Annotated in this window: 10 protein-coding genes; 1 reads left to right on the plus strand and 9 read right to left on the minus strand. The window is 72.6% G+C overall.

Annotated elements, in window-relative coordinates:
- Positions 1-3 precede the first annotated feature (3 nt).
- A complete protein-coding gene (gene smc / locus H2038_RS04760) occupies positions 4-3,441 on the plus strand; it encodes a chromosome segregation protein SMC (RefSeq protein ID WP_292109750.1) in 3,438 nt (1,145 codons plus the stop codon).
- A 126-nt stretch (positions 3,442-3,567) separates the two neighbouring features.
- Here the strand turns inward: smc and H2038_RS04765 are convergent, their stop codons facing one another.
- The 9 genes from H2038_RS04765 to H2038_RS04805 form a co-directional block, all read right to left on the minus strand.
- Positions 3,568-4,293: a WecB/TagA/CpsF family glycosyltransferase gene (locus tag H2038_RS04765; protein WP_292109752.1), complete on the minus strand. Its 726-nt coding sequence runs from the start codon at positions 4,291-4,293 to the stop codon at positions 3,568-3,570.
- A 35-nt stretch (positions 4,294-4,328) separates the two neighbouring features.
- Positions 4,329-5,468, minus strand: a complete 1,140-nt coding sequence (locus H2038_RS04770) for a mechanosensitive ion channel family protein (protein WP_292109755.1) — start codon at positions 5,466-5,468, stop codon at positions 4,329-4,331.
- Between the two features lie 26 nt (positions 5,469-5,494).
- The gene (gene murG, locus H2038_RS04775; RefSeq protein ID WP_292109758.1) at positions 5,495-6,586 is read right to left on the minus strand and encodes an undecaprenyldiphospho-muramoylpentapeptide beta-N-acetylglucosaminyltransferase; all 1,092 of its coding nucleotides are present in this window, start codon (positions 6,584-6,586) and stop codon (positions 5,495-5,497) included.
- A 127-nt stretch (positions 6,587-6,713) separates the two neighbouring features.
- The gene (ftsW, locus tag H2038_RS04780; RefSeq protein WP_292109760.1) at positions 6,714-7,892 is read right to left on the minus strand and encodes a putative lipid II flippase FtsW; all 1,179 of its coding nucleotides are present in this window, start codon (positions 7,890-7,892) and stop codon (positions 6,714-6,716) included.
- Complete coding sequence (gene murD / locus H2038_RS04785; protein ID WP_292109763.1) at positions 7,889-9,265, minus strand: UDP-N-acetylmuramoyl-L-alanine--D-glutamate ligase; 1,377 nt, start codon at positions 9,263-9,265, stop codon at positions 7,889-7,891. Before murD ends, ftsW begins: the two co-directional genes overlap by 4 nt.
- Before the next feature lie 4 nt (positions 9,266-9,269).
- The gene (gene mraY, locus H2038_RS04790) at positions 9,270-10,379 is read right to left on the minus strand and encodes a phospho-N-acetylmuramoyl-pentapeptide-transferase (protein WP_292109765.1); all 1,110 of its coding nucleotides are present in this window, start codon (positions 10,377-10,379) and stop codon (positions 9,270-9,272) included.
- On the minus strand, positions 10,379-11,794 hold the full coding sequence (murF, locus tag H2038_RS04795; RefSeq protein WP_292109766.1) for a UDP-N-acetylmuramoyl-tripeptide--D-alanyl-D-alanine ligase: 1,416 nt from the start codon (positions 11,792-11,794) through the stop codon (positions 10,379-10,381). The genes mraY and murF overlap by 1 nt, the downstream gene beginning before the upstream one ends.
- Entirely contained in the window at positions 11,787-13,241 is a 1,455-nt protein-coding gene (locus tag H2038_RS04800) for a UDP-N-acetylmuramoyl-L-alanyl-D-glutamate--2,6-diaminopimelate ligase (RefSeq protein WP_292109769.1), read from the minus strand. Before H2038_RS04800 ends, murF begins: the two co-directional genes overlap by 8 nt.
- Positions 13,238-14,884 (minus strand): penicillin-binding protein 2, encoded by a 1,647-nt coding sequence (locus tag H2038_RS04805; protein WP_292109913.1) that lies wholly within the window; start codon positions 14,882-14,884, stop codon positions 13,238-13,240. The genes H2038_RS04800 and H2038_RS04805 overlap by 4 nt, the downstream gene beginning before the upstream one ends.
- Positions 14,885-14,905 lie beyond the last annotated feature (21 nt).

Below are 14,905 nucleotides of genomic sequence, written 5' to 3' on the forward strand. Positions count from 1 at the left end.
CGGGTGCAGTTCCAGCGCCTCAGACTGGTCGGGTTCAAGTCCTTCGTCGATCCGACGGAGTTCCACATCGAGCCCGGCCTGACCGGCATCGTCGGCCCCAACGGCTGCGGCAAGTCCAATGTGCTGGAGAGCCTGCGCTGGGTGATGGGGGCGAACTCCGCCAAGGCCATGCGCGGCCAGGGCATGGACGACGTGATCTTCGCCGGCGCCGCCAACCGTCCGCCGCGCAGTCACGCCGAGGTGCAGCTGACCATCGACAACGCCCAGCGCCGGGCGCCGCAGCCGTTCACCGACAGTCCCATGCTGGAGGTGTCGCGGCGCATCGACCGGGGCCAGGGCTCGACCTACCGCATCAACGGCAAGGAGGTCCGCGCGCGGGATGTCCAGCTGCTGTTCGCCGACGCCTCGACCGGGGCGAACAGCCCGGCGCTGGTGCGTCAGGGCCAGATCAGCGAACTGATCGCCGCCCGACCGCAGAACCGCCGCCGCATCCTCGAGGAGGCCGGCGGCGTCGCCGGCCTGCACACCCGGCGGCACGAGGCGGAGCTGCGGCTGAAGGCGGCCGAGGCCAATCTGGAGCGGCTGGACGACATCGGCCGTGAGCTGGAGACGACCCTGACCCGGCTGAAGCGCGAGGCGCGGCAGGCGGAGAAGTACAAGAAGATCTCGGCCGAGATCCGCGCCCTTCAGGCGGCCCTGCTCTATGTGCGCTGGAACGATGCGCGTGTGGCCGCCGAGGCCGCGGCGCAGGAGCTGGCGGAGGCCGACCGGGCGGTGCTGGAGGCGACCACCGCCTCGGGACGCGCCCAGACCGCGGCGCTGAACGCCCAGGAGGCGCTGAAGCCGGCGCGCGAGGAGGATGCGGTGGCCGGGGCCCTGCTGCACCGCGCCTCGCTGGAGCGCGACCGGCTGGACATGGCCGAGCAGCAGGCGCGGGCGGAGGTGGAGCGGCTGAAGGCGGAAGGCGCGCGCATCGCGGCCGACGTCGAACGCGAAACGGCCATGGCCGGCGACGCCGAGGGCGAGCTGGCCCGGCTGGCGGCGGCGCTGGAGGCGCTGTCGGCGGAGATCGCCGCGGCGCCGGCGCGAGGGCCTGAGCTGGAGGCGGCGCTGGCCGCAGCGGAGGCGGCGCGCAAGGCGGCCGACGCCGAGGTCGAGCGGGTCGCCGGGGCGGTGGCCGCGGTCGAGGCGCGGGTCTCTGCGGAAAACGCCCGCCGCCGCGACGCCGAGGCGCGCGTCCAGCGGGCGGAGGCGCAGCTGGCGACGGCTCAGCGGGAACGCGAGGCGCTGGGGCCGCTGGAAACCCCGGAGATCGAGGCGGCGCAGGCGGCGCTGGGACAGGCCCAGGCGGCGCTGGCGGCGGCGCGCGCCGCGGTGGAGACGGCCGAGGCGGATCGCGGCGAACGGGCCCGGGCCGAGCAGGAGGCCCGGCAGGCGGCGCGGGCGGCGGAGGACCGGCTGGGTCGGCTGCAGACCGAGGCCCGCGGCCTCGCCCAGCTGCTGGTGCAGGGCAAGCGCGAGCATCCGCCGGCGTTGGACCGGGTGCAGGCGGACAAGGGCTATGAGGCGGCGCTGGCGGCGGCGCTGGGCGACGATCTTGACGCGGCCTTGGACGCCCGGGCGGCGGCCTACTGGGGCGGAGCCGAGGCCCCCTCCCCCGACTGGCCGGCCGGGGTGGAGCCGTTGGCGGAGAGGGTCAGCGCGCCGGAGCAGCTGAAGGCCCGCCTCGCCCTCTGCGGCGTGGCGAAACGCGCCGACATCGCGGCCCTGGCGGGGGCGCTGCCGGCGGGGGCCCGGCTGGTGACGGTCGAGGGCGACCTGTGGCGCTGGGACGGCTTCGTGCAGCGCGCCGAGGCGCCGCGCCCCGCGGCCGTGCGCCTGGCGCAGCGCACCCGGCTGTCGGAGCTGGAGACCGAGATCGACGCCGGCAAGCCGGCGCTGGAGGCCGCGCAGGCGACGCTCAAGGCGGCCGGGGAAGCCTTCCGGGCGGCCGAGGACGCGGTGAAGGCCGCCCGGGCGGCCCCCTTCCCCCTCGACAAGGCGGTCACGGCGGCGCGCGACCGGGTGGAAGCCCTGGCCCGCGAGCAGGCCCGCAAGGAGGCGCGGGCGCAGGCGCTGGACGAGACGCTGGAGCGACTGACCGCCGAGGTCGAGGCGGCGCGGACCGGGCTGGCCGAGGCGCAGGGGACCGAGGCGCCGTCCGAGACGCTGGAGGGGCTGCGCGCCGAGCTCACGGCCGCCCGGGCGGCGGCGGACGCGGCGCGGGGCGCGGCCGCCGAGGCGCGGCTGGCCCGGGACGCCGAGGCCCGCGAGGTGGCGGGCCGTCAGGCGCGGCTGGACGGGCTGACGCGGGAGCGGGACGGCTGGGCCGGCCGGGCGAAGGACGCCCGGGCGCGCATCGTCGCCCTGGAGAAGGAGGCGGAGAAGACCGCCGCCCGGCTGCAGGCGGCGGCGGACGCCCCCGAGCAGCTGGCGGCGCAGCGGTCGAAGCTGCTGGACGCGCTGACCATGGCCGAGACCCGGCGCAAGGCCGCCGCCGACGCCCTGGCCACGGCCGAGGCCGCGGCGGGCGAGGCCGACCGGGCGGCGCGGGCCGCCGAGAGCGCCGCGTCGCAGGCCCGCGAGGCGCGCGCCGGGCTGGCGGCGCGGGCGGAGGCCGCGGCCGAACGGCTGGCCGAGGCCGAGCAGAACGTGCGCGAGACGGCGCAGATGTCGCCCGAGGAGCTGGGTCAGAAGCTGCAGGACGACGCCATCGCCCGCCCGCCCGACGCCGCCGGCGCCGAAAGCCTGCTCTACGGGCTGGAGCGGGAGCGCGAGGCGCTGGGCGCGGTCAACCTGCTGGCCGAGGAGGAGGCCAACGAATACGGCGACCGGCTGCAGACCATGAAGGTCGAGCGCTCGGACCTGACCAACGCCATCGCCCGGCTGCGGGACGGCATCGACGAGCTCAACGCCGAGGGCCGCGAGCGGCTGGTGGCGGCGTTCGACATCATCAACGACAACTTTAAGACCCTGTTCGAGGCCCTGTTCGGCGGCGGCCAGGCCGAGCTGAAGCTGGTCGAAAGCGACGATCCGCTGGAGGCGGGGCTGGAGATCTACGCCTGCCCGCCGGGCAAGCGTCTGGCGGTGATGAGCCTGATGTCCGGCGGCGAGCAGGCGCTGACGGCGGCGGCGCTGATCTTCGCGGTCTTCCTCGCCAACCCGGCCCCGGTCTGCGTGCTCGACGAGGTCGACGCGCCGCTGGACGACGCCAACGTCGACCGCTTCTGCCGCATGCTGGACGAGATGCGGAAACGGACGGACACCCGCTTCATCGTCATCACCCACAACCCGGTGACCATGAGCCGGATGGACCGGCTGTACGGGGTGACCATGCCCGAACGGGGGGTGAGCCAGCTGGTCAGCGTCGACCTGACCCAGGCGGAGAAGCTGGTGGCGTAGAGTGAGTGAGTAGCGAGTAGTGAGTAGTGAGTAGTGATTAGTTAATTGCGACTGACGGCTAATGACAGCCATCTTCCCTACTCACTACTCACTACTCACTACTCACTACTCACTACTCACTACTCACTATTCGCTACTCAGCACCTCGGTCTTCAGGAACCAGCCGAGGATCGCAGGCCCCTCGATCACATAGCGGCGGAACATGCGGCGGGGCTGGCTGGCGAGGCGGTGAAGCCATTCCAGCGACAGGCGTCGGAAGACGGTCGGGGCGCGATGCTGACGGCCGGTCAGGAAGTCGATCGAGGCGCCGACGCAGAGGGCGACGCCCCGTCCGCGGCCGGCGACGCGCAGGGCGTGGGCGAACAGCTCCTGTTTGGGGAAGGAGACGCAGACGAGCAGCACGTCCCACTCCGCCTTCGCGGCCGCGTCGACCGCGCCGAGCCAGGCCGGCGTGCCCGGCGTCAGCATCGGAGCTTCGAGGAAGACGAAGCGGCGGCGCGGGAAGCGGGCCTGCAGGGTGAGGAAGGCCTCAAGATCGGGGCCGAAGACGGCGTAGACCAGATCGGCGCCCGCGTCGGAGGCCAGCAGGTCGGCGGTCAGGTCCGAGCCGGGGTAGACCGACAGCGCCCTGCCGCGCAGGCGCGCCAGATGGGCGAGAATGCGGCTGTCGCAGACGTGCAGGGCGGCGCCGCGATAGACGTCGGCCGGGACCCGGCCGTCCATCAGCTTGATGACGTGGTCGACATTGGGCGTGACGACATAGCCGTAGGGCCGCCGGGCGCGCGCGATCACCTCGGCCAGCAGGGCGGCCCGGTCGCCGTCAGCGAAGTCCAGCGTCATGAAGCGCGTCATGGCCCGGAGCCTAGGCCGGCGCCGTCAACGTCCGGTTACGACGCCGGCCCGGGTTCCTCCGCGAACCGGCGGCCGCCTTCCAGCGCCAGCCGGTCGCGCGGCAGGGCTTCGGGGCACTGGTCGCGCATGAAGGCGAGCATTTTCTCGCGGATGTCGCAGCGCAGGTCGAAGGCGTGGGCGCCGTTGCGGGCGCTGGCCAGGCAGCGCACCTGGGCGACGCGGTCGGTGATGTCCGTGACCTGCAGGCTGATCACGTCTCCGTCCCACAACGGGCTGGCGCGACAGATGCGCTCCAGCTCGGCGCGGAGACGGTCCATCGGCGCCTCGTAGTCGACGTAGAGGATGGCCGTACCGATCAGGCGGGCGGTTTCGCGGGTCCAGTTCTGGAACGGCTTCTGGATGAAATAGGTCAGCGGCAACACCATCCGCCGCCAGTCCCACAGCTTGACCACCACATAGGTGGAGGTGATCTCCTCGACCGTCCCCCATTCTCCCTCGACGATGACCGCGTCCTCGATGCGGATCGGCTGGGTCATGGCGATCTGGATGCCGGCGAGCAGGTTGGTCAGCACCGGCTGCAGCGCGAAGCCGGCGATGATCCCGACCACCCCGGCCGAGGCGAGGATGCTGACGCCCCACTGCCGGAAGCCGGCGATGGTCATCAGGGCGAGGCCGAGGCTCACCAGCGCGATCACCACCTTGGCCACCTTCTGCAGGATGCGCGTCTGGGTGATGTGCTTGCGGGCGACGAGGTTGTCCTCGGTCTGGATGTTGAAGCGGCGCATGTAGACCACGGCCCACATGTCCATGACCCCCGACGCGAGCCAGCCGGCGGTCAGGATCGCCATGAACAGCAGGACCGAGCGGATCTGGGCCGAGGGCAGCGGGTCCATCGGCGAGACGGTGACGCCGATGCCGATCGCCGCGAGCAGCATGAGGATGCGGAACTTGGTGCGGCCGCGTTCGACCACGCCGCGCCAAAAGACGTCGCGCTTGCGCACCAGCCGGCGCAGGATCGCGAACAGCAGCTTGTGCGCCAGCCAGCCGCCGCCCACGAAGACGAGCAGCACAAGGCTGATGACCGCCCACTCCGGCAGCCAGTCGAAGCGCCGCCACAGACGGATGACCGTGGCGGTCAGCTCGGTGATGAAGGTCGGCATCCAGCTTAAGCGCACGACGCCCCCGCCGGGTTTCCCGATCGTCAGGCCGCGGCGGCCGCCTCCACCCTGTCGGCCAGGGCCGAGGTGGCGTCCGGAAGGGCGGCCGAACGCGCGCCGGCGCTCATCGCCGCCAGCCGCGCCGGGTCGGACAGCAGGCGCTCCAGCGCCGCGGCCATGGCGTCCACGGTGACCTCGTCCTCGAGCATCATCTCCGCGCCGCCGGCCTCGACCAGCGACAGGGCGTTGAAGCGCTGGTGATCGTCGGTGGCGATCTTCAGCGGCACGAGCAGGGACGGCGTCCCCGCCACGGCCAGCTCGGAGCAGGTCGAGGCCCCGGCCCGGCCGATCAGCAGGTGGGTCTCCGCCAGCCGGGCGGCCATGTCGCGGAAGAAGGGAGCCACCTCGGCCTCGACCCCCGCCTCGAGGTAGATCTGGCGGGCGGCGTCGAGGCTTTCGGCCCGGGCCTGCTGCCGGACCTTCAGGCGGGCGCGCAGGGCCGCCGGCAAGGCGGCGATGGCGCGGGGCGCAGTCTCGGCGAGGATGCGGGCGCCCTGGCTGCCGCCGGTGACGAGGACGTGGACAGGACCGTTCGGGGCAGGCGCGGTGAAGGCGCGTCCGTAGAGGGCGCGGATGTCGGGGCGGACCGGATTGCCGACGAGGGTCACCCGCGCGGCCACCGCCGGCGGGACCTTCTGCAGGTTGGGGAAGGAGGCGGCGACGCCGCCGACGTACGGCGCCAGCCAGCGGTTGGTGCGACCCAGCACCGCGTTCTGCTCATGCAGCAGGGTCGGACGGCGCTGGCTGAGCGCGGCCAGCAGGGCGGGCGCCGACGGATAGCCACCGAAGCCGACCACCACCGAGGCGTCGAGCCGGTCCAGGGCGGCGCGCGCCTGCGTCACGCCCTTGAGGATGGCGACGCCGGCTTTGGCCAGACCGAGCGGGCCGCGGCCGGTCGCGGCGTCCAGCGCCAGACGCTCCTCCGCCGGAAAGCCGTGGGCGTATTGCTCGCCGCGCCGGTCGGTGGCCAGCACGATGCGCCAGCCGCGGGCCTGCAGCTCGCGCGCCAGCGCCTCGGCCGGGAACATGTGTCCTCCGGTTCCCCCGGCGGCGACGACGCAGACTTTCGAGTTCATGGGCGGCTCCGGCTGGGGACGGGAAAAGTGAAGAGTGCCAGTGAGCAGTGAGTAGCGAGCAGGAGGGCTCCGCGGCGGCGGCTCCCGTGATGTTCACTACACACTACTCACTACCCACTGCTCACGCCTAAGGCAGTATCCGCCGGCGGTCCGGCAGGGTGGCGCCCGGCTCGTAGGCGCCGGGGCGGCGGCGGGTCAGGCTGAGGGCGAAGCCCATGGTCAGGCCCATGGCCAGCATGGACGAGCCGCCGTAGCTGATGAAGGGCAGGGTCATGCCCTTGGTCGGGATCAGGTTCAGGTTGACCGCGATGTTGATGCAGGCCTGCAGGCCGATCAGCATGAACAGGCCGGCGGCGGCGGTCTGCTCGAACGGGTCGTTCAGCTTCATCGCCTTGCGCATGCCGCGCAGCACGATGAAGGCGTAGAGGCCGATCATCGCCAGGCTGAGGACCAGCCCGAATTCCTCGGCCCCGACCGAATAGATGAAGTCGGTGTGCAGGTCCGGCACGTAGCGCTTCATGACCCCCTCGCCGATGCCCCGGCCGACGAGGCCGCCGGCGCGGATGGCTTCGGAGGCGCGGTCTATCTGGTGGGTGTCGGTGGTCTCGGGCGACAGGAAGCGGCTCAGGCGGTCGCGCATGTGGCCGAAGGTGAAGTACAGGCCGACCACCCCGGCGGCGCCGGCGGCGGCGAGGGCGGCCACCCACTTCAGCGGCACGCCGGCCATGAAGAACACGGCCATGAAGGTGGTGGTGATCAGCAGGGTCTGGCCGATGTCGGGCTGGATCAGCAGCAGGCCGACGGTCAGGGCCCAGAAGCCGAAGGCGATCGACACGCCGGGGACCCCCTGCCCCTTCTGGGTCTCGGCGAACATCCAGGCGGCGAAGACGATCAGCGCCGGCTTGGCGAATTCCGACGGCTGCAGGCTGAACGGGCCGAGGTTGATCCAGCGCGCCGCGCCCTTCACCTCGTCACCGATGAACGGCAGGGCCGCCATCGTCACGATCGCGCCGAGCAGGGCCAGCACGGCGATGCGCCGCACGCCCCTCGGCGACAGCAGCGAGGTGGTGAGCATGATGACCACGCCCATGGAGGCCCACACCAGCATGCGCCACGAATAGTGGAAGGGATCGGTGATCGACTCGTCCGCAGCGATGGCCGCGGGGCTGGAGGCGAAGCTCAGCGCCACCCCCAGACCCATCAGGGTCAGGGCCGCCGCAAGCAGACCCCGGTCCACGGTCCAGAACCATTTGGCGATCGGACCCTGGTCGAGGCGGGAGAAGGCGGGGCTGTAGCTGTCGGTCATGACGCGCTCGCGGGTACGGCGCCGAGGGCGAGGGCGGCGGCGCGGAACGCCTCTCCCCTCGCCTCGAAGTCGGGATACTGGTCGAAGCTGGCGGCGGCGGGGCTGAGCAGCACCACCTCCTCGCGACCGGTGGCCGCGGCGGCCTCGTAAGCCTGCCGCACCGCCGTCGCCATGTCGCCGCTGATGCGGTGCGGCGTGTCCCCGAGGCGGGCGGCGAAGGGCCCGGCCGCCTCGCCGATCAGGAAGGCCTCCACCACGCGCGGGAACAGGTCCTCAAGGTCGTCGATGCCGCCGGCCTTGGCCCGCCCGCCGGCGATCCAGAAGCAGCGGTCCCACGACGTCAGCGCCTGCCGTGCCGCGTCGGCGTTGGTGGCCTTGGAATCGTTGACGAAGGCGACCCGGCCGAGGCGGCCGACGGTCTCCATCCGATGGGCGAGGCCGGGGAAGCCCAGAAGGCCTTCGAGGACCTTGGCGTGCGGCACGCCGAGGGCCCGGGCGGCCGCCCAGGCGAAGGCGGCGTTCTGCGCGTTGTGGCGGCCCCTGAGCGAGCGGGCGGCCGCGAAGTCGACCGGCCCCTCCGGCGTCGTCAGGACGCCGGACGCGGCCACGATGTCGGCCGTTTCCCCGCCGGTGGACACCGAGGCGACGGCCCGTCCGTCCGCCTGCAGCCGGGCCGCCGTGTCCCGCCCCCACGGATCGTCGACCCCGACCAGCGCCAGTCCGGACCGGGCGAAGATGCGCCGCTTCGCCGCGACATAGCCGTCCATGCCGCCGTGCCGGTCAAGATGATCGGGGCTGATGTTGATGAGGATAGCCACGTCGGGCGCGAAGCCCGTGGTCAGATCGAGCTGATAGCTGGACACCTCGACCACATAGACCGCCTCCGGCGTCGGGGCCGGCAGGGCCAGCACGCCGATGCCGATGTTGCCGCCGACGTGCACGGTCATCCCCGCCTGCTTCAGCACCCAGCCGATCAGGGCGGTGGTGGTGGACTTGCCGTTGGTGCCGGTGATGGCGACGACCCTCGGCCGCCGGTCCTGCGGCAGGGCCGCCAGCGCGCGGGCGAACAGCTCGATGTCGCCGAGAACCTCGATCCCGGCGGCCCTGGCCTTCTCCACTGTCCAGTGAGGCTTCGGGTGGGTCAGCGGCGCGCCGGGCGACAGAACCAGGGCCGCGAAGCCGGACCAGTCCGCGGTTGTCAGATCCTCGACCGCGAACCCTTCCGCCTCCGCCTGCATCCGGCTGGAGACGCTGTCGTCCCACAGCACCGACCGGGCGCCGCCGGCCTTGAGCGCGCGCGCGGCCGTCAGTCCCGACCTGCCGAGGCCGAAGACCGCGATCCTCCGCCCTTCGAAGCCGGGAACGGGGATCATGGCGTCAGCGCAGCTTCAGGGTGGCGAGGCCGGCGAGCGCCAGCATGGCGGCGACGATCCAGAACCGGATCACCACCGTCGACTCCGGCCAGCCCATCTTCTCGAAGTGGTGGTGGATCGGCGCCATCAGGAAGATGCGTTTGCCGGTCGCCTTGAAGTAGGCGACCTGGATCATCACCGAGGCCGCCTCGACCACGAACAGGCCGCCGACGATGCCCAGCACCAGCTCGTGCTTGGTGGCCACGGCGATGGCGCCCAGCGCCCCGCCGAGGGCCAGGGAGCCGGTGTCGCCCATGAATATCTTGGCGGGCGGCGCATTGTACCAGAGGAAGCCGACGCCGCCGCCGATGATGGCCGCGAGGAAGATGGCCAGCTCGCCCGCGCCCGGAACGTGGTGGATGCCGAGGTATTCGGAGAAGATGAAGTTGCCGGCGAGGTAGGAGATGATGCCGAAGGCCGCGGCGGCCATCATCACCGGCACGATGGCGAGGCCGTCGAGGCCGTCGGTCAGGTTCACGGCGTTGGAGAAGCCGACGATCGTGAAGGCCGCGAAGGCGACGTAGAACCAGCCGATGTTGAGCAGCACCGCCTTGAAGAAGGGGAAGGCGACCGAGGTCTCGAGATTGGGCGAGGTCGGCGAGGCCTTCATCCACAGCACGGTCAGGATCCCGGCGATCACCGCGACCGCGGTCTGGGCCAGCAGCTTCTGTTTCGATGTCAGCCCGGCGGAGGACTGCTTCGTCACCTTGGCGTAGTCATCCACGAAGCCGAGCACGCCGAAGGCGCCGGTCACCAGCGACACGATCCAGATGTAGGGGTTGGTCAGGTCGCCCCAGAGCAGCACCGCCACGGCGATGCCGGCCAGGATCATCAGCCCGCCCATGGTCGGGGTGCCCACCTTGGACAGGTGGGTGATGGGGCCGTCCGAGCGGATCGGCTGGCCCTTGCCCTGCTTCACCCGCATCCAGGCGATGAAGCGGCTGCCCATGGCGACCGCTACGATCATCGCGGTGGCCATGGCCAGGGCCACCCGCACGGTCTGGTACTGGACCAGGTTCAGCAGGGGGTAATCCCGGGCGACGTCCGCATAATAGAGGTAGAGCAGGTAGAACATCAGGCGGTCCCCTCATCCGCTTGGCCAAGGCCGGTCAGCGCCTTCGCGACCAGCGAGGCCTTCGAGCCGTTCGATCCCTTGACCATGACGACGTCGCCCGGCCCGGCCAGCGCCGCGGCCTCGGCGGCCAGTTCGGCCGCGGTCTCGCGCCACAGGCCCCGGACTCCCGCCGGCAGGACCTCGTGCAGACGCTTCATCGCGGGCCCGGCGGCGTGGACGAGGTCCAGTCCCGCCGCGGCGATCGGTTCGGCCAGGCCTTCGTGCAGGGCCCGCGAGCGTTCGCCCAGCTCCAGCATGTCGGTGAGCACCACGACGCGCCGGCCGCCGGGGGCGACCGGGCGGGCGCCCAGGCTGCGGAAGCCGGCGGCCATCGACAGCGGATTGGCGTTGTAGCTCTCGTCGATGAGGGTGAAGGCGCCGCCGGGCGCGCGCACCACCGTCGTCTGGCCGCGTCCGGCCAGCGGGCGGAAGTCCGCCAGCGCCGCCAGGGCGGTGTCGAGCGGGACGTCCAGCGCCTCCAGCATCAGCAGGACGCACAGGCTGTTCAGGCCCCAGTGGAAGCCCGACTGGGCGAGCGGGAAGTCGAGGGGGCGGCCGTACAGCTCGGCCCGGACGCGGGCGCCGTCGCCGTCCGGCCGGAAGTCGATCAGGCGCGCGTCGCTGCCGGCGGCGGCGCCGAAGGTCACCCGCCGGGCCGCGGCCTTGCGCGCCGCGGCGTCGAGCACCGCGGCGAAGCCGATGTCGCCGTTCAGGACGGCGATTCCATCCTCCGCCAGCCCCTCGAAGATCGACGCCTTCTCGGCGGCGACGCCGGCCTCGCCGTTGTCGAACGCCTCGATGTGGACCGGACCGACGGTGGTCACGCAGGCGGCGTGCGGACGGACCATGCGCGACAGGGGCGCGATCTCGCCCGGGGCGTTCATGCCGATCTCGAACACCGCCCGCTCCACCGCGCGCGGCATCCGGGCGAGGGTCAGCGGCACGCCGATGTGGTTGTTGTAGCTCTTCACCGAGGCGTGGGCCGGGCCGGCGAGGTCGAGGCCGGCCTTGATGGCCTGGGTGACGCTGGTCTTGCCGACCGAGCCGGTGACGGCGCCGCGGCGCACCTGCGGGGCCCGCTCGCGGGCGGCGACGCCGAGCGCCTCGAGCGCCGCCAAGGTGTCTCCCTCCACCACGACGCAGGGCCCGCCCTCGACCGGCCGGGAGGTCAGGGCCCCGGCGGCGCCGGCGGCGAAGGCGGCGGCGGCGAAGTCATGGCCGTCGCGGGCGCCCTGCAGGGCGACGAACAGGTCGCCGGGCGCGATCTCGCGGCTGTTGTAGGTGACGCCGGAGACGTCGAAGGCGGGACCGGAGAGTCGGCCGCGGGTGGCGGCTTCGATCTCGGCCGAGGTCCAGAGGGGGGCGACGTCAGGCATGGATGCGGAGGGCTTCGGCGGCTTCGGCGACGTCGTCGAACGGATGGGTCACCCCGCCGACGATCTGTCCCTGTTCATGCCCTTTTCCGGCGATCACCACCACATCCCCGTCGCCCATCATCGACACGGCCAGATGGATGGCGCGGCGACGGTCGCCGACCTCCCGCGCCTGCGGGCAGCCCTCGCGCACCGCCGCGCGGATGGCGGCGGGGTCTTCCGACCGCGGATTGTCGTCGGTGACGATGGCGACGTCGGCCAGACGGGCGGCGATCTCGCCCATCAGCGGGCGCTTGGCGCGGTCGCGGTCGCCGCCGGCGCCGAAGACCACGATCAGCCGCCCGGTCGCGTGCGGCCGCAGCGCCCTGAGCACCGTCTCCAGCCCGTCCGGCGTATGCGCATAGTCGACGTAGACCTCGCCCGGCCCCGGGCCCGGCACGCGCTGCATCCGCCCCTGCGCGCCCTCGAGGCTCTCAAGCGCGGCGAGCACCTCCCCCGCCTTCTCCCCGCCGGCGATGCACAGCCCGGCCGCGACGAGGGCGTTGGAGGCCTGGAAGGCCCCCGCCAGCGGCAGCAGGATTTCGTGAATCTCGCCGGCCGCGTCGACCGTGAGGCGCTGCCCCTCGGGCGTGGCGCGGCGGCCGATCAGGGCGAGGTCGCGGCCGCGCTCGCCCACCCCCATGACGCCGAGCCCCGACATGATGCTGACCGCGGCGAAGCTGGAGTAGGCGTCGGAGTCGGCGTTCAGCACCGCCGTGCGGCCCCGCGGCAGCAGGGTCTCGAACAGGCGCAGCTTGGCGGCGCGGTAGGCCTCCATCGTGCCGTGGTAGTCGAGGTGGTCCTGGGTCAGGTTGGTGAAGGCGGCGGCGCGCAGGGAGACGCCGTCCAGACGCCGCTGGTCGATGCCGTGCGACGAGGCCTCGAGCGCGAGGTGGGTCACGCCCTCCGCCGCCAGCCCCGCCAGCAGGCGGGCCGCATCGGCGGGATCCGGGCTGGTCAGCCCGGGGCCGGTCAGCGTCTCGTTAACGTTACCTGTCTGCTTCAGAACGCCGAGCGTGCCCATGCTCGCCGACGTCCGTCCGAGGCGGGCCCAGATCTGCCGGCAGAAGGCGGCGACCGAGGTCTTGCCGTTGGTGCCGGTGACGGCCACGCAGGTGGCCGGCTGGGTTCCGTAGAAGCTGCGGGCGGCGATGGCGTAGGCGCGGCGCACGTCGCCGGAAGTGACGAGCACCGGGGCGAGCCCCGCGTCCGTGTCGGCCGGCGCGAGCACCGCGGCGGCGCCCTGCGACAGGGCCTGCGGGATGAAGGCCCGGCCGTCGGCCGCCGTCCCGGGCAGGGCGACGAACAGCGCGCCCGGCGCGACCTTGCGGCTGTCGGCAGTGACGCCGGTGATGACCGGGTCCGCGGGCACGTCGCGGCGCAGGAGTTCGGACAGGCGCAGCGCGCTCATCGCCCGTCGCCCTCCACGTCCTGGTATTGCGGAACCGCCTCGCCGAGGGCCGTACGGTAGGGATCGGCGCGGCGCTCGACGCCGAGGAAGCCGGCGATGCGGTCGGCGATGCGGCCCACGGCCGGGGCGGCGACGAAGCCGCCGGTGCGGGGGTAGGTCCCGGGCTCGTCGACCAGGATCAGGATCGAGTAGCGTCGGGCGTCCAGCGGCCCGTCCGTCGGGAAGACGGCGGCGAAGGTGCCGACCGCATGGGTCGGATCATAGCGGCCGTTGACCAGCTTGTTCGCCGAGCCGGTCTTGCCGCCGACCCGCAGGCCGGGCGCGTCGGCGCGCGTGCCCGAGCCGCGCACCACGTTGCGGCGCATCAGCTCCAGCAGGGCGGCGGAGGTTTCCGGCGTCACCACCTGGCGCGCCTGCGCGTCGCGACGGCCGCCCTTGCGCAGGCTGAGCGGGATGAACCGTCCGCCGTTGGTCAGGGCGTTCATCGCCGCCGTCATCTGCAGCGGGGTGATCATGATGCCGTAGCCGAACGACAGGGAGGCGAGGGTGGAGTCGTCCCACTTGCGCGGCCGGCGGGGGCGGGCCGATTCGTGCAGCTCGATCGGCGCGGCGTCGAGCAGACCGAAGCGGGTGAAGTAGTCGCGCATCACCTGCGGCCCCATCTCCACCGCCAGCCGCGAGGTGCCGATGTTCGAGGAGTGGAGGTAGACCTCCTCGAGGGTCAGGATCTGGTTGGTGGCGTGGAAGTCGGTGATGCGGCGGTTGCCGATCATGAAGGCTTCCGAGGCGTCGAACAGGGTGTCCATGTCGGCCCGGCCGGTGTCGAGGCCGGCGGCGACGGTGAAGGTCTTGAACACCGAACCCATCTCGTAGTGGGCGGATGCGGCGCGGTTCAGGCCCTCGTCGGTGGGCCAGCTGGCCATGCCGAGAATCTCGCCGGTCTGGACGTCGGCGACGATGCCGACGGCGCCCTTGGCCTGGGTCTCCGTCGCGGCGGCCGCGAGTTCGTTCTCCAGCACGCCCTGCACGCGCAGGTCGATGGACAGGGGGAAGGCCTCGCCCTTCTGGCCGGCGGCGCGGATCTCGTCGTTGAAGGCCAGTTCGGCGCCGGTGATGCCGATCCCGCCGCCGTCGGAGGCGCCGACCACGTGGCGCGCCGAGCCGCCCAGCGGATAGACGCGGCGGTCCTCCGGCTCGAAGGTCACGCCGCCCAGCGCCAGCGCGTGCACCGCCGCCTTCTCCTGCGGCGTCAGGCCCGGCAGGACGATGAGCCGCCGCTCGCCGTTCAACACCCGGTTCAGCCGCTTCATCGAGACCCGGGGCAGAGCCTGCTTGATCTGCCGCGCCGCCAGCGGGCGGTCCCAGACCTCGGCCGGATCGATGTACAGCCCGTAGTGGACGATGTTGGTGGCCAGCAGGGCGCCGTTGCGGTCGACCAGGTCAGCGCGGGTCATGGCGAACGGATGGTGCGCCGAGCCGACCCCGCCCTTCGGCGCCAGCAGGGCGGCGCGCGCGGCGCCCAGGGCGAGGCCCGCGAACACGAGGCTGAAGACGGCGAGGATCAGGAAGATGCGGACCCGGGTGTCCTCCTCCGGACGGGCGTCGGCGCGGGCCCGGCCGAAGGAGTGCTCGACCCACCACATGGCCTCGGCCAGCCACCGCCA

Source organism: Brevundimonas sp. (genome assembly GCF_013912005.1).
GTDB lineage: Bacteria > Pseudomonadota > Alphaproteobacteria > Caulobacterales > Caulobacteraceae > Brevundimonas.